We start from the raw sequence: 24,821 nt of genomic DNA, 5'->3' as shown, positions 1-24,821 counted from the left end.
GCAATCGACCTTTTCGGCGTGCCTGCCCAACCATCGCCATCGGGTTCCCGCGCCGGTGCCATCACGACCACATTGCGCAATGCGCTCGCTCAAGCGGATCTGCCGAGCGGTCTTTCGCAGCAGATCCAGCGTCTGCTGCGCGATTCAGTCGACGTGTCGGCGCAAGCCTCGCCGGGCGATTACTTTCGCGTGATCTACGAACCGGTAGACGGCAGCTGTTGCGGCCAGGACGTTCGCATGACCGCGCTCGAAGTGCAGTTCCGCGGGGGCAATCACAGCGGCGTCTGGTTCGCGACGGCCGAGCGGCCACGCGGCGACTACTACCGGTTTGACGGCACGCTCATGGGCGGACTGCGCTTTACGTTTCCGGTGGTGGCAACGCGGGTCAGCTCAACTTTTGGCGGACGTGTGCACCCGGTCTCCGGGGCGCAGCACGTGCATTCTGGTGTCGACCTCGCAGCGCCGATGGGCAGGGCGGTGCATGCATCCGCCGATGGCGTTGTCTCGCACATCGGCAACGACCCACGTGGCTACGGAAAATACGTGGTGATCCGGCATGCGAACGGCTACGCGTCGTACTACGCGCATTTGTCCAAGATTGAACGCAGCTTGCGTCGTGGCATGCACATTGCCCGTGCACAACGTGTCGGCGCAGTCGGCAGTACCGGGACTGCGACTGGGCCGCATTTGCATTTCGAAGTCAAACGCGGCAACGCCCCGATCGATCCGCTCGCCCTGATCCGCAAGACGAACCCACCTGCGCTGCAAGGCGCGCAGCTCGCGGCTTTCCAGCGCGTGGTCGGTGCGGCGCGATTGCAGCTGGCTGCTGCCGATGCCGAATCCCTGCGCGCGGCGGCCAAGGCACCGGGCGAGGTCTGCTGATCCCGAGGATACCCATGAAGATGTCCGCCCGCGTCATCCTGCCATTGGCGTGGCTAGTCCTGAGTCTGGCAGGCACGGCGTTGATCGTCTCGCGTTCTGTTTCGGACGCGTACAACCGCTTCTTCCAGGATTCGAGTATCGCCATCCGGCAACTCAGCCAAAAGGCTGCGCAACACGAGGCCATCCTGACAACGCTCGGCGCGACGCCGCTTTCCGCGCTGCCGAGCGACATGCTCAGCGGCTTGCGTGAGCGCATGCCGCAAGTGACGGCCATCGCCTTCTGGAAGCCCGGTGCCGGCTGGCAAGGTGCGGGCGAGGCCCTACCAACCGCAGCGCTGGCCCGTGCCGACAACGGAAAGTTCGCCCTTGAGTTTGACGGAGCGCAAGCGTATTGGCTTGTTGCTGACAGCGGGTGGGCTGTCCGGGTCGATCCGTTGCAGATGCTCGATGCGGGGGATTGGCCAGAATCGGTATCGTCCGCCACCTTGCGCTTGCGGGACCACGCTTTCGGGTTGCTGCGGCGTACCGAGTCCACCACGCAGCTGAGCTGGACCTTCCATCTCGCGAAGCACCTCCCGGTGCAACCACAAGCCTTCGTGCTGGACACGACCCGCACCCTGACACCGGCCGATCTGCCCTGGCTGCCGATTGCCCTGTGGAATGCCGTCGTCATCCTCATCGTTCTGGGCACATCGGGCGTGTGGCGGTTGCGCGAGGCGCATCGCCGCGAGCACACGCGTGCGCGCATTGATCGTTTCAGCCGGCTCGACACCTTTGGCGAGATGGCGGCCGGTCTTGCGCACGAGCTCAACCAACCGCTGACCGCCATCATCATGCACACGCGCGCCGCTGAACGGATGCTCGACATGCAGAGTGAACAAGACAGCATCCGCCGTGCCCTGCAGACCAGCGTCGTGCAAGCCAAGCGTGCTGCTGCCATCCTCGATCGGCTGCGGGCGGCCGTCACCTCCACGCAAGCGGGCAAACGCAGCGCACTCGACCCTGACGCGCTGATGGGCACATTGTTGTTCCTGCTGCGTGATGAGCTGGCGCGAGACAACATCGACCTGGCCTGGAGCAACGCGGCTCCGCGCGCGCAGCCGCTGGGCGAGCAGGTGGCCGTGGAGCAGATTCTGTACAACCTGATCCGCAATGCGCGAGATGCACTCGCGGCCATGCATCGCAGCACCCGTGGCGAGATCCGTGTCAGTGGCGAACGGGTCGGCCGGCGCTATCGCCTACGCGTCGTCGACAACGGCCCGGGCGTGCCCGCCGATGTACTGCCGCACCTGTTCGAGCCGTTCTTCACGACACGCGCAGGTGGGCTGGGCCTTGGCCTGCCGCTGTGCGACACGCTGGCCCAGCGTCTGGATGGTGCGCTGACGCTACAGAACCTGCCATCCGGCGGTGCCGAGGCCGTGCTGATGCTCCCGCTTGTAGAGGAACCCGCATGAACGCAAACCTGGACTCGCATACAACCACCTCCATCGTCGCGATCGTCGACGACGACGAAGCCGTGCGTGACGGCCTCGCACTGCTGCTGCGTACGGTCGGCTTGCAGGCACGCTGTTACGCGGACGCGAGCGCTTTTCTTGCCGATGCCGACGATAGCGCGCTCGGTTGCGCACTCCTTGACGTCCGGATGCCCGGCATGAGTGGTCTGGACTTGCTGGATCGCCTGGGCAACCGCCCCGATTTGCCGATCATCATCATGACGGGTCATGGCAACGTCGATGCCTGCCGGCGGGCATTCAAGGGCGGGGCGCTCGATTTCCTGCGCAAGCCCGTGGACGACGACGAGCTGATCGGCGTGGTTCAGCAGGCGATCCGCCGCCACATGCAGTCGCGAGGCCGCAGCAGCGCACAGCAGGAGCACACCGCGCGCATCGCAACACTCAGCACACGTGAACGCGAGGTGCTCAATGGCATCGTTCGAGGCCTGAGCAACAAGGAGATTGCACGCGACCTGGGCGGCCTGTCGCCACGGACCGTGGAGACCTATCGCGCCAATGTGTTCGACAAGCTGCGCACGAGTTCGGTGGTTGAACTTGTGCGCACGTACGCGAGATTGCTAGACAACGCCACCATGGGGCCCAACGCACCGCTGGCATAACGGGCGGCATCGCGGCTTTACCCATGCGCTCCCTATGGCCCGGCTTCGGCGCAAATTCAGCCTAGTCTGATGGTCTCCAGTGCTTGCCGTTCCTAATATGCGCCAACACGCCAAGCCGCGTTCCCGCAGCACCCAGATATCAGACACATCTTATTTATGGCACGGGTTGCCACCGATAAGGTTGTGCCTGTTGGTTGCTGTCTGGGACAGGGCTTGTCGTGGGGCTGTCAACAAAGATCTCATCGCGTTGATGAGTAAACATGTTTATTTATTCAGTAGGGAATCAATCTCATGAAGAGCATCAAGTTTGCTTCCGCCATCGCACTGGCCGCAGGCGTTCTGGTGATGGGTAACGCTCAAGCTCAAGCTGCCAACGGCGGCACGATCCGTATCACCGGTGCCGTGACCGACGCAACCTGCACGATCACCGGCGGTACGGGTACCGACGGTGGCACGGGTAACGTTGGCGTGGCGCTGGAGCCGGTTGCCGCCACGTCCTTGGCCAAGGCTGGCGATACCGCCAACCGTAAGGCATTCAACCTGATCATCGGTGGCCCGGGCCAAGGCTCGTGCGTCAACGGCAAGATCGCCGACCTGCGCTTCAACGTTGCTAGCCCGCGTATCGACGCTTCTACCGGTACGCTGACCAACGCACTCGCGGATCAGGCAACCCACACCAACGTTCAGTTGACGAATGCGACTGGCACGGCGCTGGACCTGGCTAGCCCGGCTACCGTCATTTCGAGCCCGGCGATCGCCAACAACACCGCTACGATCGGCCTGGGCGCGCAGTACTACGCCACGGGCGCAGCGACGCCTGGCCTGGTTGACACCAGCGTGCAGTACGGCGTGACCTACCGCTAAGCCGCGGCTGTAAAGGCACCGGAGCTGCATGCAGCTCCGGTGCTGCTATTAACCAATCGAGGTGCCAAAAATGAACACTGTGTTGCGTAATCTTGTGGCCGGCGTGGCGGTCGTTGCTGGGCTGTTCGCGGCGCGTGCTGACGCTACCGTTGTCATTGGTGGTACACGCGTCGTCTACCCTGCCGATGAAAAGGAAGTCACGGTCAAGCTGAGCAATGAGGCCAAGATCCCCTCACTGGTTCAGGTTTGGCTGGATGACGGCGACGAAAAATCAACACCGGATTCGGCCAAGGTTCCGTTTACGGTGACACCGCCCATCTTCCGCATGGACGGAGGAAAGGGGCAGGCAGTGCGCCTGGTGTACACCGGAGAGCCGCTGCCGACAGACAAAGAATCCCTGTTTTGGGTGAACGTACTGGAAGTTCCGCCCAAGGCGGATAACAAGGACGGCCGCAACAGGCTGCAGTTCGCATTCCGTACGCGCATCAAGTTGTTTTTCCGCCCAACGAATCTTGTTGGTGACGTGGACCACGCCGCAGACAAGCTCAGCTGGAAGCTGATGCCCCCAGAGGCAGGTAAAGACTTGGCGCTGCAAGTGACCAATCCCACGCCATACCATGTCAACTTTGCCCGGGTCGGCATTGATGCCAACGGCAAAACCATGGACGGCGACGGTGGCATGGTGGCCCCCGGGCAGAGCACGACGCTTCCGCTCAAGGGTGTAACGCACACCCCATCCGGTGACATCAAGGCCGATTTCACGGTCATTACCGACTACGGCTCACTGGTCCAGAAGCAAGCACCGCTCACACGCTGATCGTTTCTCCGTAGTCATAGAGGGGGCCGCTTCTGACGAAGCGGTCGCGCCGGCAGCTGCTTCTGCGTGTCGGGCTGCAACAAACGCCGGCGACGCCCCCCACATTTCCCCCAAGTTTGATGGCTCATGCCGCCTCTGGTGAGACGGCGCGGCCGCCTGCTGCTTTTTATCTGGAGAAGGTAAGGATGTTGTCTCGTGACGCCATGACAAAACATGCGCGAGCGTTGGGCCTACCGCGTGGCTATGTGCTGTCTGCGATGATCGCTGCCGCACTGGCACCGAAGGCCTATGCCGAGCCAACAGAGACCGACGCAGCTCCATCGGCCTCGGGCACCGTGACGTTCGACCCGGACTTCTTTCCAAAGGGTACGACGAGCCAGGTCGACATTTCTCGCTTCGAGAAGAGTGGGTACATCACGCCCGGGACCTATCGTGCCGACGTGGTGCTGAACCAGCAGTGGCGTGCCCGTGAAGACGTGACGTTTGTGACGGAGCCAGGCTCGCAGGAGACGCAGCTGTGCCTTGACGCACAATCGCTGTCGCGTTACGGCGTAGACGTCTGGAAAGTCGCAATGGCGGCGGCAGAGGGCAAGGCCGAGCGGCTGCCGGAAGGGCGTTTTTGTGCACCCCTGAGTCGCTACATTCCCGATGCGACCATGCGCTTCGATATGGGCAACCAGGAGCTGACGCTCACGGTTCCCCAGATCTACGAGCAACGCAATGCCCGTGGCTATGTCGACCCATCGCAATGGGATGCCGGCACGACCGCAGCCACTCTCAGCTATAACGCAAACGCCTACACAAATAATGGCGGCACCAACTATTCCAGCGGGTACCTGGGGCTCAATGCCGCCGTGCACAAAGGGTCCTGGCATGTCTATCACCAGGGCGCGCTGAATGTATCGTCTCAAGGTGGGTCAGGCTACCAATCCGCTGCAACTTACCTTCAACACGACCTGCCGGCATGGCGAGAGCAGCTCACGGCTGGGGACTTGTTCACCTCTGGCGAACTGTTTGACAGCGTGCGCGTGCGTGGCGTGCGCCTGGCGACGGAAGATCGCATGCTGCCACAGTCGTTGCGTGGCTTTGCTCCAGTCGTGCGCGGCGTTGCCGAGACCAACGCGCGCGTGGTGGTTCGCCAGAACGGCTATCTGATCTACGAAACCAACGCAGCCCCGGGGCCGTTCGTGATTGATGACCTGTACCCCACCGGGTACGGCGGTGATCTTCACGTGGAAGTGTTCGAGGCCGATGGGCGCGTCAAGCGCTTCGTCGTCCCGTTCTCAACGGTTACTCAATTGCTTCGTCCGGGCATCAGCCGGTGGAGCGCCACCGTAGGGAAAGTCAACGGGCTGAATCTGCAGGACGCGCCCAATATCCTGCAGGGCACGTACCAGCGTGGCCTCACGAACATCCTGACGGCCTACGGTGGTGTCACGCTGGCCTCCGGCTATCGTTCGGTGCTTGCGGGTAGCGCCGTGAACACCGATGTCGGTGCGTTCTCGCTGGACGTCACGCATGCGAATCAATCGGTGTCGGGGCAACCTACGTCCGATGGCGTGTCGGTGCGCGTGGGTTACAACAAGAACATCGTCAATACCGGCACGAACCTGGCAGTCGCGGCCTATCGCTATTCCACGAGCGGATTCGTTGGATTGAGCGATATGGTCGCCGTTCGCGACGCAGCGGCGCGTGGCTTGCCGACGGATACCGTACTGCGCCAGCGCAGCCGCGTCGACTTGAACCTCGCCCAGTCTCTGGGCGAGAAGGCGGGCTCGCTCAACGTGTCGGCCTCCATGCGCAACTACTGGGGGGGCGGCGGCAATCAGTTGGACTACACCATTGGCTATTCAAACCGGTGGCGTAACCTGACCTACAGCATTACCGCGCAACGTACGCGGGAGTCGATTGCCAGCGTGGGGCGTTGGAGCGATTTCAACCAGATTCCCGGCGCGATCGATACACCCACGCCGACGCTCGACTCCCGCTGGGATACGCGGCTCTTCTTTACTGTGAGCATCCCGCTCGGCTCGAAGGCCACCTCGCCAACGCTCTCGGGCACGCATAACCAGTCGCATCGAGACGGCAGCAACAGCCAGGTCAGCCTGTCCGGCAATGCCGGTGAGAACCAGCGTATCGGCTACGGCGTGACGGTGGGCCGCAACGACGGCAGCTCGGCCTTGAGTGCCAATACCCGATACAACGGTGCCTTCGGCCAGGTCGGCGCCAACTACAGTCAGGGCAACGGATATCGCCAGGTTGGCGTGGGCGCATCGGGTGGTCTCGTTGTCCACGGCGGTGGCGTGACATTCGCCCCGACGCTGGGTGACACCATTGGCTTGGTGTATGCCCCCGATGCTGCCGGGGCCCGTGTGCAAAACGGCCAGGGTGCCGTTGTCGATCGCAAGGGCTACGCCGTTGTCTCGAACCTGAATCCGTACGAGCTCAATACGGTCACGCTTGACCCCAAGGGGATGGCGGCTGGCACGGAATTGAAGTCAACCACGGTGAGTGTCGCGCCGCGCGCTGGCTCGGTGGTCAAGCTGACGTATGAGACCAAGGCCGGACGTGCTGTGATTATCGACAGCCAAAAGCCCGACGGACAGCCGCTGCCTTTCGGTGCGGAAGTGGTGGACGATCAAGGTACGAACGTTGGCGTGGTCGGACAGGCCAGTCGCGTCATCGCCACAGGCCTGTTGGCTTCGGGGGCGCTGACGGTGCGCTGGGGCGAAGGGGCGGAAAACAGCTGTCGTATCAACGTGACCCTGCCCGACAAGCCGGCTGCGAGCGGTTTCGAGCGCTTTGACGCGGTTTGCGAGCCTGCTGCACCCGTGGCGCAGCCAGTCAATCTTTCCGACGCTTTCAGTCAGGCACCGCAGCCCCATGGCGCGATGCTGACGAAGGCGCGTGTCTCTTCCATGCGGTTGACGCCGTCACCGCGCACTGAAATGCAGGGCTAACCATGCGACAACGCTATTCGTCGATCCATACGCTGTGGCTCTCATTGGCGGTGTTGGCGCTGTGCGGCGGCGCGTCTTCCGCCGCCTTGGCGCAGTCCGCCGTGAGTGTGACCGGGAGTCTGACGGCGGGAACGTGCCAGTGGGGTGTCGGTGGTTCTGACCACGCAGTCCTCTTGGATCCGATCAACGTTTCTCAGCTCAGGCAAGGGCAAGTGGCTGGGCTCAAGACGTTCAGCCTTTCTCTCACCAATTGCGCCGCAAGGATGGTCAGCGCAACGTTCACCTTTTCAGGAACATCGGATGCCACGGACAAATTGCGCTATCGCAACGTCGGTACGGCAACGGGTGTGGCCGTCGAACTCCAATCGAGCGATGGCAGGACGATCGGTGCTGATGGCACCAACAATCAACGCACAGCCAACGTCACAGGCAATCAGGTCACACTCCCCCTGCAGGCGGGTTATTGGCAGGTTGCGGCACGTGCCTCGGGTGGCTCCGTCGATTCCGGTATCACCTTTACGATCCAGTACAACTAGAAAGGTCGGATAGAGACGCACGCATGTGGGCGATTCGTGTCGCCCCTTCGTGTCGGCGTTTCGGATGCGCTGGCGTTGTCCATCAACGCCAGCGCATTTCTTTTGCGCGCGGCTTGCGCTTCCGATCGTAGCGTGGCCTCCGTAGCGCTACGGAGGCGCAACCCGTAGCCAACCGGGTTCAAAGAAAACGGCGAGCTTCCTACGATGACGGTCTCTCTCCTCTCAAAGACTAAGGACCGTTTCCATGATCAAGACTTTCGCGCTGCCGGGTGCCCTGGCGCTCCTGTTCTCGAATGCGGCGTTTGCCCAAACCGCTGCAGATGCCACGAAGGAAGAAGGCTACTACGGCGCCGCGCGCATCGTTGGCGCCAAGCACAAGGCCAGCAATATGGATCAATCGGCTCGCCCAGGCATTTCTCAGTTTGTCTCGATCGATGACAGCAGTAACCACGTGACGGGTTCGTTGGCGCTCGGTTATGACTACGGCAATGGCTGGCGTGTGGAGGGTGAATACACGCTGCCGAGCCATGATGAGTTCACGAACGGTACGCCGACGGGCCCGTTTGCTGCCAGCCTGAACCACCACAAGATCCGCTCGCAACGCCTGATGGCCAATGTGTATCGCGACTTTGCCGTGGCCAAGAACGTGTCGGTGTACGCCATGGGCGGCCTGGGGCTGGCGATGCTGAAGTCGGAGGGTTGGCAGGGTAACGTGGGCCGTCAATACGAGTCGGCTAGCCAAACCAACCTGGCATGGTCGCTGGGTGCAGGCGTGACGTATTCCCCGATGAAGAAGCTGGCTCTGGACCTGGGCTACCGCTATGTCGACATGGGCAAGGCGGAAAGCGGCTGGAACGCCTTCCCGAACGCTCGTGGCCTGCGTGACGAAAAGATGAGCGCGAACGTTGCGTCGCATGAAATCTACCTGGGCGCGCGTTACAAGTTCTGAAAGCGCATTCACGATCGATGCATCGTCGTCATGTCGGCATGACTGATTGCGCCGGTTTCACCCTCCCGGGGTGTTGATACGGCCCGTGTTCCGCTGACCAGCAACGGGGTCGGCGATGCAAAGAAAAAAAACGGCTCTGTCCGGACGCAATGTCCGGCAGAGCCGTTTTTGTTTACGCCTGACGCTTCGGATTGGGAGGTGCTTCGGGGAATCATGCAATCTAGGTCGATTCAGTCGAGAGTGCAAATCTGGAGCGATTATTGAATACGATGCCGGCCCACCGGCTCGTGCGGTGCGCCAACTATCACCACATACCGCTCTGCAGTATTGAAAAACCAGTCTTGCGATCAATTTCAATCAGGTGATATAACCCATTCCACGTAACAAATTCACACGAGTCTCGGCAAGATCCCCCCGTCAATTGCGAGCGTAAAAATGAAAAGAAATGCGTGGAAGTTGGGTGTTGGAGGCGTCACGATTCTCACAGGCGCACTGCCGGTGGGCGCTTACGCAGCGTGTTCGGCCACCGCGCCGGCCAGCAATACCACCGTGACCTGTTCGGGTGCGGGTATTCCTTCGGTGGTGGCGGCTGGTGGCAGCACCAACGTTACGATCAATATCGATTCGACCGCGACGGGCAGTTATGCGTTGTCGACCAGTCCGACGCCGTTCTCCGTCGATACCTCAAGCGCCATTACCAGTAGCGGTAATTTGTCGATGTCGGGTAATGGCACCGGCGTCGCCAATCGCGGTGCGGTGCTGCTTGGCGTGAACAACGGCAATACGATCACCAACGCCACGGGCGGGGTGATTTCAACCACGGGCGCCTACAACGATGGCGTTGCCGCAAACGGCAACAACAATACGCTCGTCAACAACGGCACCATTACAACGACCGGCAACAATTCCTATGGGATGACGGCCGCTTGGGGGCAAAGCAATACGGGCGCCTCGGGCAACACGATTACCAACACCGGCACGGTGACGACGTCCGGCAACAACGCGCGTGCGGCATCGTTGCTCGGCGGCAGCGGCACGATCACCAACAGCGGTACGTTGACCACCAATGGCCGCGACGCACCTGCCGTCTACATGCAGGGCAACAACGACACGCTCGTCAACAGCGGCACGATCCAGACGACGGGCACCGCCACTAGCGGCGGCAGTGTCGACGCCGTGGTGTCGAACACGCTTGGCAGCTCGTTCAATGCAACGATCACCAACCAGGCCGGCGGCCGGATCATCAGCAACAACGGCATCGGCGTGCGCTCGACCAACGGCGCCACGACCATCACCAACGCCGGCTTGATCCAGGGCGGTGGCGGCACGGCCATCCAGGGCGGCAACGGCAATGTGACGCTGATCCTGCAGACGGGCTCGCAGATCATCGGTACGGCCAACGGTGGCGCCGGCACCAACACGGTCACGCTGCAAGGCACGGGCACCGCGGCGAACGCGTTCACGAACTTCCAGAGCCTGACGATGGCCGGCACCGACTGGACGTGGGCCGGCACCGGCACGTTTTCGACCGCACTGGTGCAAAGCGGCACGCTGAATTTGACCGGTACGCTGGGCACGACCACGGCATCGGTGGTGGCCACGGTCAACAGCGGCGCGACCCTGCAGGCCAATGCGACGAACCTGCCGTTGTCGGTTACGGACAACGGGCTCGTCCGCTTCCAGCAGGACAGCGCGGGCACGTACACGGGGGCGATCAGTGGCAGTGGTGCCGTGGAAAAGACCGGCGCCGGCACATTGACGGTATCCGGTGCCAATACGTATTCGGGCGGCACGACCATTACGCAAGGCGTGCTGTCGGTCGCCGCAGACAACGCGTTGGGTGCATCGTCGGGCAGTCTTGCGCTCAACGGCGGCACGCTGCAGCTTGCCAGCACATTCAACCTGGCAGCCAGCCGCGCGGTGTCGATCACGGCCAACAACGGCACGATCGATACACAGGGCTTCAATTCGACGATGGCGCAAGGCATCACGGGCGCCGGCGCGTTGACCAAGCTCGGCAGCGGCACGCTCACGCTCAACGGTGTCAACACTTACGCGGGTGGCACGAACGTGAATGCCGGCACCGTGGTCGTTGGCGATGGCACGAGCGCATCGGCGGCATTGAGCGGCGGTGGCCCCGTTGCCGTCGCAGCCGGTGCAACGCTTGGCGGCTATGGCAGCGTCACGGGCAACGTGTCGAACAACGGCACGATTGCGGCCGCCAATGCGGTGGCTGGCCTCGCCGGTGGCGCCATCGGCAATTTCCAGATCAACGGCAATCTGACAAACGCCGGGCTCGTGCAGCTCGGTGGCAGTGGTGTCGGCAATACGCTCACGGTCGCCGGCAACTACGTCGGCCAGAGTGGGACGATTGGCCTGAACACGTTCCTGGCTGGCGACGGTGCCGCATCGGACAAACTCATCCTCAGCGGCGGCGCCGCCAGCGGCACAAGCACGCTCAAGGTGACGAACGTTGGCGGCCCGGGCGCGCAAACGATGGCCGACGGCATCCAGGTCGTGCAGGCGACCAACGGTGCGACCACCAGCGCTGGCGCATTCATGCTCTCGGGCGGCACGGTCAACGCCGGCGCGTATTCGTACTACCTGGCGCGGGGCGGCGCGTCGGCAGGGTCGGCCAACAACTGGTACTTGCGCAACACCGTGACGGCGACCACGCCGACGGCACCCGTGGATGCGGCAGTCGGTACGCCAACCGCCATTACCGAAGCCATTGCAGAGGCCACGCCGGGCGCCAATCCCGTGCCCATCTACCGCGACTCTGTACCCCTGTACGCCGAAGCGCCGGCCGTTGCGCGCCAGCTTGGCTTGCTGCAGATCGACACCTTCCACGACCGCCAAGGCGAGCAAGGTCTGTTGACCGAGAACGGATCGCTGCCTGCATCGTGGGCACGCGTGTGGGGCGGCAATACCAAGTTGTCGCAGAAGGGCGATGTGAACCCCTCGTTCGATGGCACGGTGTGGGGCATGCAGGTCGGGCAAGACCTGTACGCGGATACCCAATCGAACGGCCATCGCAATCACTACGGCGTGCTGCTCGGTTTCTCGCGTGCGGTGGGCGATGTGAACGGCTTCGCGCTGGCGCAGCAAGGCCTGGGCGTGGGCTCGCTGCAAGTCAACGCATACGACCTCGGTGGCTACTGGACACACGTTGCCCCGAGCGGCTGGTACACCGATGCCATCCTGATGGGCAGCGCCCTGACGGTGCGCACGAGCGCGAACGACAACGTGCGCGGCTCCGCAAACGGTAAGGCACTGACCGGTTCGGTCGAAGCGGGGCTGCCGATTCCGCTCGCGCAAAACCTGATGCTGGAGCCGCAGGCACAACTCGTGTGGCGATGGACCTCGTTGAACGCATTCAACGATGGCGCTTCCGACGTGAACTGGAACAACGGCAACACGTTCCTGGCCCGCGCGGGCGCGCGCCTGCAATGGTCGTTCACGTCCAGCGGCGTGAACTGGAAGCCGTATCTGCGCCTGAATGTGCTGCGCGCTTTCGGCACGGATGACAAGACCACCTTCGGCAACAGCACCACCATCGGTACGCAGATCGGCCAGACCGCCGGGCAGATCGGCGCGGGCCTCGTCGCGCAGGTGACCAAGCAGGCCAGCGCCTATGCCACGATCAGCTATCTGGCCAACCTGGGCGGCGAGCATCAGCGCACGCTCATGGGCAATGCCGGCGTGCGGTGGGCCTGGTAATGCTGTGACGCTGTCCAAGCCGGTTGCACCGGCGCTTGCAAACAACCCGCTGGCATCTGCGCAGCGGGTTGTTTTGCTTTCGGCTCACGTAAGATGGCGCGCACTATCCCGCGCCGCCAAAGGGTTGCCACACCATGCCTAATGCCCAGTCGTCCACCGTGCTCTCGGCCATGCGCCGCTTTCGGCGTTCCGCGCTGTTTGGCGGCGGCATCGTCCTCACCGTCATGGCGCTGCTCACGTTCGGTATTGCGGTGGCGTCCATTGTTCGCGCGCACGTCGACGGCGAACGACGCAACTTGCAGGTCGAGGGCGAGCGCATGGCCAGCGAGGTCATGAAGGCAGAGGCCATCGTGCGCAGCACAGTCTATCTGGCAGAACTGGTGTGGAACCAGCGTGCGGCTACCTCCACCGATGTGGCCGCACGTTTTCGTGCGGGCGGCGGGCAATTGGTGCAGCAGCACAGTGGTGGGCTGCACTCTGTCTTGTTTGCCAGCAGTACGCCGCAGACGCCCGTGCCCGAGCTTGAACGGCTGATCGCCATGACGGACGGTGTTTCTCGCACACTGGCCGCCACCGCCAGCATTCAAGGCTACCGGCTCAGCACCTACTTCTATACGCCGTCGGCGGACTTCATTGCGGTGTCGCCGTTTCCCTGGCCGGGTCAGGCAACGCTCGACTCGGCAATGGCAAACCGGCAGGCCCTCTTCGGGGCGCTAACGCAAGATGCCGATGGGCCGATCGCACCCGCCACCTTGCACGACCCCGGCACCGACTTGCACACCGTGCGCTGGCTTCCGCCGTATCGCAACCCGCTGACGGGAGTGATGTCGACCCGCATGTCGATCTATGGGTTGGATGCGCAAGGCAAGCCCTTTGCCGTGTTCGTGTGCGAGATCCCGGCCTCTGCCGTACTGGATGGGCTCTCGACGCAGCGGTTCCATGGCACGTTTGTCGTGTTGAGCCGCAACGGCACGCCCATCACGACCAGCGCCGGCGGCGACGCGCGCCCCGATGTCCTGGCTGCGGTGCGCGAGTCCTCTGCCGAGAAGGCGATGACCTTGCAGCGCGCGAGCAACGGCATCTTCATGATCAGCTCGCCGCCCGGTCTGGCCGGCGGGCGGATCGTCTATGCCCTGACCCTGCAGGATGTGTTGACGGGCATCTGGCCAGAGATTCGTGCCACCACCTTGCTGACGGCGGGGTTGATCGCTGCGCTGTGGATTCTGCTGTGGTGGTTCAATCGCCGTGTGTTCGTGCCGATGCTCGAACGCTCCGAACGCATGGTTGAAACCGAGCGCCTGAACCGGATGCTGATTGAGTTGGCGCCCATCGGCCTGGGTGTGATCGACGCCCACACCGGCGAACCCATGCTGAGCAGCCCGGTCATGGACGAGGTGGCCGGCAAGACGATCGCCCACGCACCGTCCCTGTCCGCAGAGATCGCGCAGCGCTATGCCAAACGCGGCGGTGCGGGCGTGGTGCGAGACGGCGTGGTGCGAGACGAGCTGGCCGTCACCACCACAGACGGTGGCCACGTCGACCTGGCCGTCAACCTGGCGCCCGCGCACTATCGCAACACCAACGTGCTGGTCACCGCCTTTACCGACATCACCGACAAGAAGCGCACCGAGCTGGCATTGCGAGAGGCTAAGCAAGCGGCGGACAACGCCAACCACGCCAAGTCCGTCTTCCTTGCCACGATGAGCCACGAGATCCGCACGCCGCTCAACGCGATTCTCGGCAACCTCGAACTCGTGCAGCGCCTGCCGTTGCCGCCCGCCTTGGGCAAGCGCTTGCAGACCGTGTCTTCGTCGTCCAACGCGCTGCTCGGCATCATCAATGACGTGCTCGATTTCTCCAAGATCGAAGCCGGGCAGTTGTCCATCGAATCGATTGCGTTTGATGCAGCAGCCGTCCTGCGCGATGCGGCCGCCATCTTCGCGCCCATCGCGCAAGAGAAGAGGTTGCAGTTCGAATGCACCATCGATGCAGGCGTCGCCGCGCAATACATGGGCGACCCCACGCGCCTGCGGCAGATTGCATCGAACCTGCTGAGCAACGCCATCAAGTTCACCGACCAGGGCAGCGTGCGGGTTGCACTTCACACCGCGGACGCCCCGGACGGCACGATTGTGCTGAGCGTGGCCGACAGCGGCATCGGCATGAGCAAAGAGCAGCAGGCGCACCTGTTCGAGCCCTTCATGCAGGCGGACTCCACCATCACACGCCGCTTTGGGGGCACGGGGCTCGGGCTGGCGCTCTGCCGTCGACTGGTGGGCTTGATGGGGGGCGCGATCACGTTGCACAGCGCACCGGGGGAGGGCAGCGAGTTTGTCGTGACGCTGCCCTTTGCGGTGGCCGATGTTGCGCCCGAGGCCAACGAAGACCCGGCACAAGCACCCGACGCCGGAACCGCGCCCGCCAACATTCGTGTGCTGGCCGCAGACGACCAGGCGGCCAACCGCGAGTTGATCCGCATGCAACTGGAGGCGCTCGGCTACCGCGTCAACATGGCCGAGGATGGCAACGACGCACTGCAGCGCTTCAATGCGCAACCCTACGACCTCGTGCTCACCGATCTCAACATGCCCGGCATGGATGGCTATGCGCTGGCGCGCCGCCTGCGCGACCAGGGCTCACGCGTGCCCATCATCGCCCTGACGGCCAACGCCGAGGTGGACGAACATCGCCGCTGTGTGCAGGAAGGCATTGATGGTGTGCTCGTCAAGCCGGTGCTGCTCAAGACGCTGGATGCCACGCTGCGCCGCATGCTGCGCGCCAAGGCCCCGCCAGTACAGAAACGCGAGGCGCCGGCAGAACCCACACCCCGCGCGAGCATTGGTGAAGGCCGCTTGCCGGACGCCATCCTTGCCGCGCTCACCCGGTCCACGCAAGAGCAGCTTGCCAACTTGCGCGTGGCGTTGTCGACCGACGACCGCAAGGCCGCGTTGCGCGACTTGCACGCCATGAAAGGCACCTTTGCGATGATCTACGAGCAGGCGGTCTCCAACGCCTGCGCCGCAATGGAGCAGCAAACCAAAGAGGGCGAGGACCTTGCCCACCTGCAGCCAGCGCTCGACCAGCTTGCGGCCATGGCGCAAGAGGCGTTGGCGCGGCGTGGCATGTAACCAGGCCCCGCTTCTGCGCTTTTCTCCCTGAAGGGGCGGGCGACCTTACGCGTCGTCCGCTGGTGCATCTGCAGCGTCTGGTGCATCTGGCGCATCTGGCGGCGCATCCCCGTGCTCGGGTTTGACATGGGGGCGGATGGTCGATGGGATCAGCCCCGTCTCGATGCCGTAGTGCACAAGATCCAGGTCACGCTCGAGACCGAGCTTGCGCATGGCTGCCGTCTTTTGCGTGCTGATCGTCTTCTTGCTGCGCTGCACCCGCGCCGCAATCTCGTTCACCGTCAGGCCGGATACAAACAGGCGCACCACCTCCAGTTCGCGCGGGGTCAGCGGCGTTTCATCGCTGCGCTTGCGTCGGGCTGGCGTGGCGGTGCGCAGGATGCGTTCGATGGTGGGCGAGACATAGTGGCCATTGGCGAATGCCGCATGCACCGCCAACGACAGGTGACTCATCAAATCTGCCTTGCTCACGACGCAGCGGACTTCCTGCATGAGCACCTGCAAGATGGCGGGGTTCTCGATCATCGTCAGCACGACAATGCGCACCTGTGGATAGCGCTGCCGAATCAACGACAAGAGCGCCGTGCCGTCGCCATGGCTGCCGCCCGGCATGGCGTAGTCGCACACCAGCACGTCGACGCTGACGCGGTTGAGCAGTGCGATCAGATCAGAGGAATTGCGCGCAAGACCATCGACCGAAATCGACTGGCTGGCGGCAAATTCGTGTTTGATGCCGAAGAGGATGGCCGGATGGTCATCCGCCACCGCAACGCGGATCGGGACAGGGTTCATGGGGCATTTGCTGGACCGCCGCTGCACATGCACCGGTGGGTCTTTCGGACCAAGCCCCGACTCTATGGCCCGGGGGCCGGACACGAACAGCGGAAGCGTCTGAAAACCATGTCAAACGTGGTGCACAAAAAAAGGGCCCCGGTTGCCCGGAGCCCTTCCCTCATTTAAACGCACACCCGCCGCACCAGCCCCTTCTGGAGGAGGAACAGGAACAAGACGTGCGAGCCAGCGCGGTTTCTGTGCGTTCTAGAGCTGGTTGTGCGGCTTACCAGTAGAAGCCACCACCCACCACCGCGCCAACTTCACCGCGGCTGCTGGTGTTCACCGCACCCTTGACAATCCACTTGCCGTCCTTGGTCATGTAAGACGCGCCGATGGCCGTGCCGTACTCACTGCCGTACGTGCTGCCCGAGATCGCCATGAACGTGCGGCCCGGCAGCGTCGACTGCGGCAAGCCTGCCACCGCCATCGCGGCAGCCACGCCACCCATCGCATCCTGACGCGCGCTGTGCACGCTGTTGTTCAGCTGCTGCACGTTCACCGCATCGGTCGGGGCCGTACCGGCCTTCACGTTGGTGATCTGACGCTCGGCACCTGCCGAACCCACCGACACCGAGTCATTACGATCCGTGGTCGAGCCTGCGCCCAGTGCCACCGAGTTGTCGTGCGTTGCGGACGAACCCTGGCCGATGGCCGTGCCGCCCGAACCCGAAGCGCTCGAACCTTGGCCAATGGCCGTGCCGTTCGAACCCGCAGCGCTCGAACCTTGGCCGATAGCCGTGCCGTTCGAACCCGATGCCGCCGAGCCTTGGCCGATAGCCGTGCCGTTCGAGCCCGATGCCGCTGCACCTTGGCCAATGGCCGAGCTGTTGGAGCCCGAGGCATCCGCACCGGCACCCACGACGATCGAGCCGGGGCCGCCCTTGCCCTGTTCGGCACCGCCGCCCGAACCACCGCCAGCGCCGCCGCCAGTACCACCTGCTTCGATGGCACCCACACGGCCATCCAGGCTGGAGTAATAGCCCTCGAGCTTCTGGTCCAGATCGAACAACTGGCCGCCGTTGACCGCTTGCATGCTGTCCTTGGCGATCAGGCCACCCCTGACGTTGTTCAGGTACGTACCGCCGGTGCCGCCAAGCGTCACGCTATCCAAATTGACGCCGTCATACACCACCGCACCCAGCGCGCGGCCGTTGTTCGGGTCGAACAGGCCCATGGCCTTGAGCTGGGCGATCGAAGCCGCATCGTTGTCGGCCGTGCCGTTGGCAACGCCAGTCAGCCTGCGGTCGCCCGCCGTGCCGGCAAAGTTGACCACCGTGCCGGCCGTGCCTGCTGCCACGGTAACGTCGTTGGTGGTCGCGTCTTGCTTGACCAGACCCACCGCGCCGTTGCTGACGTCTTGCTGCAGCTTGGTGATGTTGGTTTCCGCCGTGGTAACGCGGCCGTTGGTTGCATACAGTTGCGCGCCGTTGACAGCATCGGTGCTGTTGTTCGCCAGGTCGCCAGCGGCCACGCCGGTCAGCTTGCGCTCGCCGCTGGTGCCCTTGAAGTCCACCGAAGTCCCAGCCGTGGCGGCTGCCACGGTGATGTTCTTGGAGGTGGCGTCTTGCTGCACCAGGCCCACCGTGCCATCGCCGATCTTGGTTTGAAGATCGGTGATGTTGCCCTCGGCCGTGGTCATGCGGCCCGTGAGCTTGGTCACGTTGTCGTTGGTGGCAAACAGTTGCGAGCCGTTGACGGCATCGGTGCTGTTGTTCGCCAGGTTGCCATCGGCCACGCCGGTCAGCTTGCGTGCGCTGTTGGTGCTGTTGTGGAAGTCCACCGTGGTGCCGTCCGTGCCCGCTGCCACCTTGATGTTGCGCGTGGTGGCGTCTTGCTGCACCAGACCCACCGAGCCATCACCGATGCCCTTTTGTAGATCGCCGATGTCGGTGTGGGCCTTAGTCAAGGAGGTATCCAGCCCAGCGAGTGCGCCACCAACGGTGGTTTGCGTGCCGCCGTTGGCCAGCGTGTAAGTCGGGCCGGTCACAGCGCCCGTGGTCGGGTTGATGGCAGCGCCGCCACCCAGTGCCGCAACAACCGGCGTGAGTTGGCTGACGTTCACGGCGTCGGTGCCGGCCGTGCCAGCAGCCATGTTCACGATCTTGCGTTCGCTGCCGACTGCGCCCACCGAGACGGTGTTGGCGGCGTCTGCGACGGACCCGTAGCCCAAGGCGACGGAGTTTGCACCCGTGGTGGAAGCTCCGCGTCCCAGCGCAGTCGAGTTATCGGCCGTCGCTACGGCCGCTTGACCCAACGCTGTCGTGAAGTCGCCCGAGGCGACCGACTGGTAGCCAATGGAGGTTGCGGATGCGCCCGTAGCTTGCGCAGCACCACCCACGGCCGTGCCGCGATTGACTGCTGTCGTGCCGCTGCCAAGAGCGGTCGCATTGCCTGTTGCAGATGCATTACGACCCAGCGCAATGGCTTGGTACGCAGCGCCCGTGGCGTCCGACTTGGCACCGTCGCCGATTGCAATGCCACTGGCGATGGAGGTTGCGGCAACAGTGCCGTTGACCTTGATGTAGTCGTTGTCCACCTTCGTCGACAGCGCCGTGTTCATCTGGCCGAGGTTGACGGCGTCAGTGTTTTGCGTGCCATTGGCAACGTTGACGATCTGGCGTTGTGCGGTGGCGGTGCCGACGGAGACGGTGTTGGCGCGGTCAGCAACCGAACCATTGCCCAACGCGACGCTGCCCGTGCCAGCAGCCGTTACCGACGTGCTCGCACCCAAGGCCGTTCCGCCCGCTGCCTGCACATTGGCCACATGGCCGATTGCGGTTGCAAGGTCGGCATTGCCTGTCGCGGCATTGCCCAGCACGTTGACGCCCGTGCCAGTTGCGCTGGCACCGCGCCCCACTGCTGTGCTGTTGTTGCCGGTGACGGTGGCGCCGTCGCCCAGAGCGGTCGCGGCTGTACCTGCTGCACTGCTGTTGGCGCCCACAGCCGTTGCAGAGGTACCGTCGGCCTTTGCGGCGTTGCCAATTGCAACCAGCCCACCGTTAGCGCTGCTGGCCGCGTTACCAATCGCTGTCGCATTGGCCGACGCCGCGTTAGCCAGACGGCCCACAGCAACCGCGCCAGAACCGTTGGTCGATGCAGAGTTACCCAGCGCTACGGCAGAAAGCCCTTGCGCATTGGACGAGACGCCAATGGCCACTTGGCTGGTGTTCGTGGCATCACCAGCCACACCGGAGGTTGCGCCGTTGCCGATGGCAATGGAATTGAGGGTGTTGGCTTTTGACCCCGTGGCAGCGGTACCCGCACCGCCAATGGCGATGGAATTGGCGCCAGCCGCCGTGGCAAACGTGCCACCAGCAAATGCGTTAGCACCCGAGGCCGTTGACGATGCGCCAATCACGGTGGAGCGCGCAGCCGAGGCCAGGGAATCCGTACCCACTGCTGTTGCGAGCGTGCCCGTGCCGGTTTGGGCATTGGAGCCGAGCGCCACGCCATAGGCAGCCCCGGCCGATGCGGCAGAGCCAAGCGCAACAGCGGCGCTACCGGTGGCGGTGGCGGCTTGGTTGAGGGTGTTCGGATTCACCTTGATGTAGGCGTCATCCAGCGCGGCCGTGGTGCCAATGGCGCTGGTGCCGATCGATTGCGTGCCGATCGAGCCCGCGCCAGCCGTGCCGGTGCTCGGTGCTTGACGCACGCTGACGGTCTGCGAGGTCTTTTCGTCTTCTTCGGTTGCATCCACTTCTGCCGCGAATGCGCCCGTCATGGACGCGCCGCCCAGCACGAGGGCTGCCACGGCGGTGCGCGCAACGCGCGCCGAACCCTTCGAGCGCGACTTGGCCGTTTCGGCTGCCGCTGCCCACGTATTGGTGGTGGTGTTCCAGACGCTGCGATAAACCTTGTTCATATTCCCTGTTCCTTCGAGGTTGGTGTCGGTGACAGGGTCATGCTAGGGAGCGGGCCGCTTGGGCAAAATGAGAAAAGTCCTATTCTTGTGCGAGTGCACATTCGGGCGGCGGGTTTCGCGTCATCCGCAACACCCCAATGGGCGCTGGCCCAAAGCAAAGGCCCTCGCGCTGGGGCGAGGGCCAGGTGGTGCTAATGCGGTGCTAGTGCGGTGCTAATGCGGTGCTAGTGCGGTGCCGGTGCCGTGTTACTGGGCCGCGGCCTCTTCCTTCTTCACCGGCCGGCTGCTGAAGCGCACCGACAGCGCTTTGCGCGCGGTATCCAGCGCTTCACCCTTGCCGGCCACCTTCAGCAGGGCGTAGCCCTCCAGCGCGGCGCTCATCACATCGCTGCCGAGTGCGAGTTGCGAGTCGCGCATCTTTTCGTAGAGCTTTTCCATGCGGACCATGCGCGGGCGCAGCGTATCGAAGCCCGCGAGGTCACGCCGCATTTCTGCCACGTTGAAGGTGGGCGGCAGCACGTTGGGGTTGGCGGCCAGCACTTCCACCGCTTTGCGGCAGAAGGCTTCGGATTTATCGCCCATCTTGACGAGCGCGCCGCGCTGCTCGGTCGACAGGTCGATCAGGCTGATGAGCCTGTCTTCCAGCGTTTTGAGCGCGCCGTCAATGGCGGCGAGGTCTGCGGTGCTGGGCGCAAATGAGATCAGGTTTTGTGACATTGGATTCCTTGGTGAACTGCAAACACGCCATGCCAACCGGCATGACCGCGCGAGAGTGGCGGGCAATGGGGCGTATCGCAAGGCTGGGGGCGGGTTTTGGGCGCATTTTCAGAAAACTCCTATGCGGGTGGCACCCGTGGGTTTGTTGGCGGAGGTCTGAGGTCCGGCGGCGCAGCGCAAAGCTCCGGTGTCGGAGCCCAGAAGGTCCGGCGCTCCACCTAAAAGGTGCGTGCACGCGGGTTTAAGGTCCGGCGTCGGAGGTTAAAGGTCCGATGCCGGAGGTCTGAGGGTCCGCCTTTGCACCTAAAAGGTGCGTGCGTGCAGGTCAGAGGTCCGATGCCGGAGCTAAAAGGTCCGATGGCGGAGGTAGAGAGGTCCGGCGCCGGAGGTCAAAGGTCCGGCGGAGGCGGTGTTTAGCACGCCATTGGCCTGTGTCGCTGGGCCATCGGGGCGCAAAGATCCGCCGTCGGCGAGGGGCCGTGCGGGTCTGGCCCGCCCTAGGTAGCGCCTGCCTTTTCTGCCGCGATTTGCTCTGCGGTTTCCTTGCCCAGCAGGATGGCGGCGCTCAGCGCCATCCCTTCCGTCACGAAGCCTTCTGGCGACGACGCAGAAGTCCACTCCGACGGTGGGCCTTGGCGGGGCACATAGCGGAATTCGCTGGCCCATCGGTGGTTGTTTCCTTGCTTGGTCTGTATTTCGAGATGGCCATGCTTGGCTTTTACGATCGTTTCCATCGAAGCCTCCGCATTGCGCTCCCCCCGCAAGCTCGGCGCCGTCTGTGCGCGGCATGCTCAACTGAGAATACCGTATGAACGCCGGAGCGTTTTGTCTAGAGACGCGAGGGATACATCGGCCAAGTGCCGCGCCCGGTCTTTGTTTTCCGATGATGGCCTTAGCGGAGCAGCCCAAGAATCGGAATCCAAGCCCGATTCGCGTCGCTATAATTGCCCCCGCTGCCGCACCAACGGCAGCCGGGTGTAGCAGCCCGTCTCTTTTTCTCACAGGCCGGATAGCCGCTGCCACGCGGCTTTTTTCATCCGGAGCTTGTGCACGCCTATCGTTTTTATGGCGGGCCGGGCAGGGAGACCTTCGGGTCTGCCGGTGTCCTGTGAGACCGGTCTGCTACCCCTGCCGTCAGGCCCGCCACCCTCGTGTAGCAGCGAATGGCAGGGCCTCTGTTATCTCACAGGAGGTTCTATGTCTGGAGTCGCAAGCGGGCACCGCCCCGCGTCTTACCCATCCCCACCCCAACGCCGCCCCGATCCTCGCCGGTCAGGAGGCGCGCAATGACCCCCACCCAACGCCGCACCTACCTGACCGGTGCCCTGGCCGCGCGGGACTACCTCTGCCGCACGCAGGCAGACCTGCGCATACATCGCCAATTCCGGCCCGACGCGCTGCGCTGGGCACTGGCCCACGCCAGCTCTCGCCCGCCGGAATATCGGGCGGGGTTTCTGGACGGCATCGGCGCGTTTGTGTCGATGGTGCTGGAAGGGTGTCAGGTCAACCCTGAAACGTGGGAAGTGCTGACCGCCGTAGAGCGGGCTGGCGAAAGCCAGTAACAATATCGATAGCAAGACGGTTCCCCGAGACGGGCGGGGATGCCTCCAAGCGGGCGCAATGCCTCGCTCTCAGTCAAATATTGACGACTGTGCCTTCAAATTTAGGAGCAGTCTCATAACGCTTTCGCCCACCAGTCTCCAGAATCAGGCCTGCAATTTCCGGTCTGTCCATTGGCTCCGCCGCCAGCGCGGCTGAGCGCCCGCAGAGGTTCCCCCTGCCGCAAGAGATTGCACGCCTGCGTGCCGCACGCGTGCGCGCTGGCCAGACCACCTTGATCCCGACTCCAACCATGAGGTGACGTATGTCCGTCCGCCGTTTCATGGCCGCTTGCCTCTTGGTGATGGGGTGCGGCGCCAGCGCAGTGCAAGCCAGTGTGGTGATCGGCGGAACGCGCGTGATCTATCCCTCCAATGAGAAGGAGGTGACGGTCCCCTTGGAGAACCAGGGCAAGCAGCCTGTGCTGGTGCAGGTGTGGGTGGACACCGGAGACCCGCTGGAAACCCCCGATGCGATCAAGTCGCCATTCTTCATCCGGCCACCCATGTTTCGTATGGAGCCGGGCAGCGGCCACGCAGCGCGGTTGACCTACACAGGCGACCCGCTGCCGGACAACCAGGAAACCATGTACTGGCTGAACGTGCTGGAGGTGCCGCCCAAAGCAGCGAATGCAGCGGGCAGCAATCACGTTCAGTTTGCGGTGCGCACGCGCATCAAGCTGATCTTTCGGCCGTCGGGCTTGCAGGGCAATGCCACCGAGGCATTCAAGCAGCTCCGTTGGAAATGGGTGACGGGCGAGGGCGGCAAGGGTTTCGCCCTGGAGGTCACCAACCCCACGCCGTACTACGTCAACTTTGCGGATGTCGGGCTGAAAGTCGACGGCGTGCTCAAGCGCAATGACGACGGCGGCATGGTGGCACCCGGCGCCACGACCACGTTTTCGCTCGCACCGCTCAAGCTGACGAGCCGCCCCAGTGGCGACGTCCGGGCCAGTTTTGAGGTGATTGACGATTCCGGCGGATCCAGCGCGCAGGAAGCGCCGCTTGTGCCTTAACCCGATGTTCTGCAGATGCGCTTGCACTGCACAGTTTTAACCGTAACCGGCGCCATTGCCGAACCTTCCCCTCACAGAGTTTTTCATGAAGATTGCGAACCACAAGCGTTACCTGCCCCATGCACTGGCTGCCCTGCTGCTGATGGCCGGCGGCGCTACCGAGGCTTTTGCTCAAGTGTCCACCGTGAACGTGACGGGCAACATCACCGGTGAGTGTCGGATTACGGGGGGCACGTCGCTCACGATCCCGCTTGGCGACGTTCCCGTCAGCTCGTTCGCGGGGGTTGGCACCCCCTCTACTACGGCAGGGATGCAAAACATCACGCTCACGTGTACCGCGAGCCCCGGTATCCGGATGACGATGAGCGGTACGCAAAATGCCGACCTGCCAACGAACACGACCTTGCTGGCCTTGACCGGTGCGGGCGGGGCAGGTGTTGCAAGAGGCGCGGCCGTGCAACTGCTGTATAGCACCGCCACGACCGGCACCCCTACGACGGTGCTGGTGCGCAACGGCGCTGTCACGATCCCCACTGGCACCACGGTCACGGTGCGCGTTGGTGCGCGCTATGTCCAAACGTTGGCAACGATGGTGGCCGGTACGGCCAATACGACAGCCACGTTGACGTTCACCATCAACTAAGCGCGCAGCGTCGCTAGCGAACGATGGGGCAGCGGCATTCGGCGGTTGCACCCGCATCCATATTCGATTGAATTGAGATTTGATATGCAAAGGCCAATCTTCTTTAAGCGCTATCGCAGGCTATCTACCTGGCTGCTTGGGGTCGTGGCCTTCTTTTGCGCGTCAGGCAGTGCGATGGCGAC

At 63.5% G+C, this 24,821-nt stretch carries 17 protein-coding genes; 13 read left to right on the top strand and 4 right to left on the bottom strand.

What is annotated here, in order from left to right; all coding sequences use genetic code 11:
• The first annotated feature begins 18 nt into the window (after positions 1-18).
• The 10 genes from ACN9M1_RS21710 (at position 19) to ACN9M1_RS21665 (ending at position 15,969) form a co-directional block, all read left to right on the top strand.
• Entirely contained in the window at positions 19-882 is an 864-nt protein-coding gene (locus ACN9M1_RS21710) for a M23 family metallopeptidase (protein WP_426400675.1), read from the top strand.
• A 14-nt stretch (positions 883-896) separates the two neighbouring features.
• Positions 897-2,336, top strand: coding sequence for a sensor histidine kinase (locus ACN9M1_RS21705; protein WP_426400674.1), 1,440 nt, complete (start codon positions 897-899; stop codon positions 2,334-2,336).
• A complete protein-coding gene (locus ACN9M1_RS21700) occupies positions 2,333-2,995 on the top strand; it encodes a response regulator transcription factor (RefSeq protein ID WP_426400673.1) in 663 nt (220 codons plus the stop codon). The genes ACN9M1_RS21705 and ACN9M1_RS21700 overlap by 4 nt, the downstream gene beginning before the upstream one ends.
• A 291-nt stretch (positions 2,996-3,286) precedes the next feature.
• Positions 3,287-3,859, top strand: coding sequence for a fimbrial protein (locus ACN9M1_RS21695; protein WP_426400672.1), 573 nt, complete (start codon positions 3,287-3,289; stop codon positions 3,857-3,859).
• A 70-nt stretch (positions 3,860-3,929) separates the two neighbouring features.
• Positions 3,930-4,676, top strand: coding sequence for a fimbrial biogenesis chaperone (locus ACN9M1_RS21690; protein WP_426400671.1), 747 nt, complete (start codon positions 3,930-3,932; stop codon positions 4,674-4,676).
• Between the two features lie 119 nt (positions 4,677-4,795).
• Positions 4,796-7,636 (top strand): fimbria/pilus outer membrane usher protein, encoded by a 2,841-nt coding sequence (locus tag ACN9M1_RS21685; protein ID WP_426400670.1) that lies wholly within the window; start codon positions 4,796-4,798, stop codon positions 7,634-7,636.
• A 2-nt stretch (positions 7,637-7,638) separates the two neighbouring features.
• Positions 7,639-8,172 carry a fimbrial protein gene (locus tag ACN9M1_RS21680; RefSeq protein ID WP_426400669.1) on the top strand — a complete coding sequence of 178 codons (534 nt, stop codon included), beginning with the start codon at positions 7,639-7,641 and terminating at the stop codon, positions 8,170-8,172.
• A 244-nt stretch (positions 8,173-8,416) separates the two neighbouring features.
• Complete coding sequence (locus ACN9M1_RS21675; RefSeq protein ID WP_426400668.1) at positions 8,417-9,121, top strand: outer membrane protein; 705 nt, start codon at positions 8,417-8,419, stop codon at positions 9,119-9,121.
• 435 nt (positions 9,122-9,556) lie between these two features.
• On the top strand, positions 9,557-12,841 hold the full coding sequence (locus tag ACN9M1_RS21670) for an autotransporter outer membrane beta-barrel domain-containing protein (RefSeq protein WP_426400667.1): 3,285 nt from the start codon (positions 9,557-9,559) through the stop codon (positions 12,839-12,841).
• Between the two features lie 134 nt (positions 12,842-12,975).
• The gene (locus ACN9M1_RS21665) at positions 12,976-15,969 is read left to right on the top strand and encodes an ATP-binding protein (RefSeq protein ID WP_426400666.1); all 2,994 of its coding nucleotides are present in this window, start codon (positions 12,976-12,978) and stop codon (positions 15,967-15,969) included.
• A 45-nt stretch (positions 15,970-16,014) separates the two neighbouring features.
• Here the strand turns inward: ACN9M1_RS21665 and ACN9M1_RS21660 are convergent, their stop codons facing one another.
• The 4 genes from ACN9M1_RS21660 to ACN9M1_RS21645 form a co-directional block, all read right to left on the bottom strand.
• A complete protein-coding gene (locus ACN9M1_RS21660; protein ID WP_426400665.1) occupies positions 16,015-16,761 on the bottom strand; it encodes a response regulator in 747 nt (248 codons plus the stop codon).
• Positions 16,762-17,026: 265 nt separating this feature from the next.
• The gene (locus ACN9M1_RS21655) at positions 17,027-20,665 is read right to left on the bottom strand and encodes a YadA family autotransporter adhesin (protein ID WP_426400663.1); all 3,639 of its coding nucleotides are present in this window, start codon (positions 20,663-20,665) and stop codon (positions 17,027-17,029) included.
• Between the two features lie 246 nt (positions 20,666-20,911).
• Positions 20,912-21,382, bottom strand: a complete 471-nt coding sequence (locus ACN9M1_RS21650; RefSeq protein ID WP_426400662.1) for a hypothetical protein — start codon at positions 21,380-21,382, stop codon at positions 20,912-20,914.
• A 497-nt stretch (positions 21,383-21,879) separates the two neighbouring features.
• A complete protein-coding gene (locus ACN9M1_RS21645; RefSeq protein WP_426400661.1) occupies positions 21,880-22,116 on the bottom strand; it encodes a hypothetical protein in 237 nt (78 codons plus the stop codon).
• Positions 22,117-22,668: 552 nt separating this feature from the next.
• Here ACN9M1_RS21645 and ACN9M1_RS21640 point away from each other — a divergent pair.
• The 3 genes from ACN9M1_RS21640 to ACN9M1_RS21630 all read left to right on the top strand — a co-directional run bounded on the left by ACN9M1_RS21640 (position 22,669) and on the right by ACN9M1_RS21630 (position 24,639).
• A complete protein-coding gene (locus tag ACN9M1_RS21640) occupies positions 22,669-22,944 on the top strand; it encodes a hypothetical protein (protein ID WP_426400660.1) in 276 nt (91 codons plus the stop codon).
• Between the two features lie 302 nt (positions 22,945-23,246).
• Positions 23,247-23,996: a fimbrial biogenesis chaperone gene (locus ACN9M1_RS21635; RefSeq protein ID WP_426400659.1), complete on the top strand. Its 750-nt coding sequence runs from the start codon at positions 23,247-23,249 to the stop codon at positions 23,994-23,996.
• An 85-nt stretch (positions 23,997-24,081) separates the two neighbouring features.
• Positions 24,082-24,639 carry a fimbrial protein gene (locus ACN9M1_RS21630; protein WP_426400658.1) on the top strand — a complete coding sequence of 186 codons (558 nt, stop codon included), beginning with the start codon at positions 24,082-24,084 and terminating at the stop codon, positions 24,637-24,639.
• Positions 24,640-24,821 lie beyond the last annotated feature (182 nt).

The sequence above is a fragment of the Ralstonia sp. R-29 genome, assembly GCF_049913345.1.
Classification (GTDB): domain Bacteria; phylum Pseudomonadota; class Gammaproteobacteria; order Burkholderiales; family Burkholderiaceae; genus Ralstonia.
This window is presented reverse-complemented; position numbering and strand designations above follow the sequence as displayed.

Excerpts from the sequence above, each read along its gene's own strand:
- ACN9M1_RS21685 (WP_426400670.1), top strand. The coding sequence starts at position 4,796 with ATGGCTCATGCCGCCTCTGGTGAGACGGCGCGGCCGCCTGCTGCTTTT.
- ACN9M1_RS21665 (WP_426400666.1), top strand. The coding sequence starts at position 12,976 with ATGCCTAATGCCCAGTCGTCCACCGTGCTCTCGGCCATGCGCCGCTTT.
- ACN9M1_RS21690 (WP_426400671.1), top strand. The coding sequence starts at position 3,930 with ATGAACACTGTGTTGCGTAATCTTGTGGCCGGCGTGGCGGTCGTTGCT.
- ACN9M1_RS21680 (WP_426400669.1), top strand. The coding sequence starts at position 7,639 with ATGCGACAACGCTATTCGTCGATCCATACGCTGTGGCTCTCATTGGCG.
- ACN9M1_RS21650 (WP_426400662.1), bottom strand. The coding sequence starts at position 21,382 with ATGTCACAAAACCTGATCTCATTTGCGCCCAGCACCGCAGACCTCGCC.
- ACN9M1_RS21705 (WP_426400674.1), top strand. The coding sequence starts at position 897 with ATGAAGATGTCCGCCCGCGTCATCCTGCCATTGGCGTGGCTAGTCCTG.
- ACN9M1_RS21695 (WP_426400672.1), top strand. The coding sequence starts at position 3,287 with ATGAAGAGCATCAAGTTTGCTTCCGCCATCGCACTGGCCGCAGGCGTT.
- ACN9M1_RS21645 (WP_426400661.1), bottom strand. The coding sequence starts at position 22,116 with ATGGAAACGATCGTAAAAGCCAAGCATGGCCATCTCGAAATACAGACC.
- ACN9M1_RS21675 (WP_426400668.1), top strand. The coding sequence starts at position 8,417 with ATGATCAAGACTTTCGCGCTGCCGGGTGCCCTGGCGCTCCTGTTCTCG.
- ACN9M1_RS21700 (WP_426400673.1), top strand. The coding sequence starts at position 2,333 with ATGAACGCAAACCTGGACTCGCATACAACCACCTCCATCGTCGCGATC.
- ACN9M1_RS21670 (WP_426400667.1), top strand. The coding sequence starts at position 9,557 with ATGAAAAGAAATGCGTGGAAGTTGGGTGTTGGAGGCGTCACGATTCTC.
- ACN9M1_RS21640 (WP_426400660.1), top strand. The coding sequence starts at position 22,669 with ATGACCCCCACCCAACGCCGCACCTACCTGACCGGTGCCCTGGCCGCG.
- ACN9M1_RS21630 (WP_426400658.1), top strand. The coding sequence starts at position 24,082 with ATGAAGATTGCGAACCACAAGCGTTACCTGCCCCATGCACTGGCTGCC.
- ACN9M1_RS21660 (WP_426400665.1), bottom strand. The coding sequence starts at position 16,761 with ATGAACCCTGTCCCGATCCGCGTTGCGGTGGCGGATGACCATCCGGCC.
- ACN9M1_RS21635 (WP_426400659.1), top strand. The coding sequence starts at position 23,247 with ATGTCCGTCCGCCGTTTCATGGCCGCTTGCCTCTTGGTGATGGGGTGC.
- ACN9M1_RS21655 (WP_426400663.1), bottom strand. The coding sequence starts at position 20,665 with ATGAACAAGGTTTATCGCAGCGTCTGGAACACCACCACCAATACGTGG.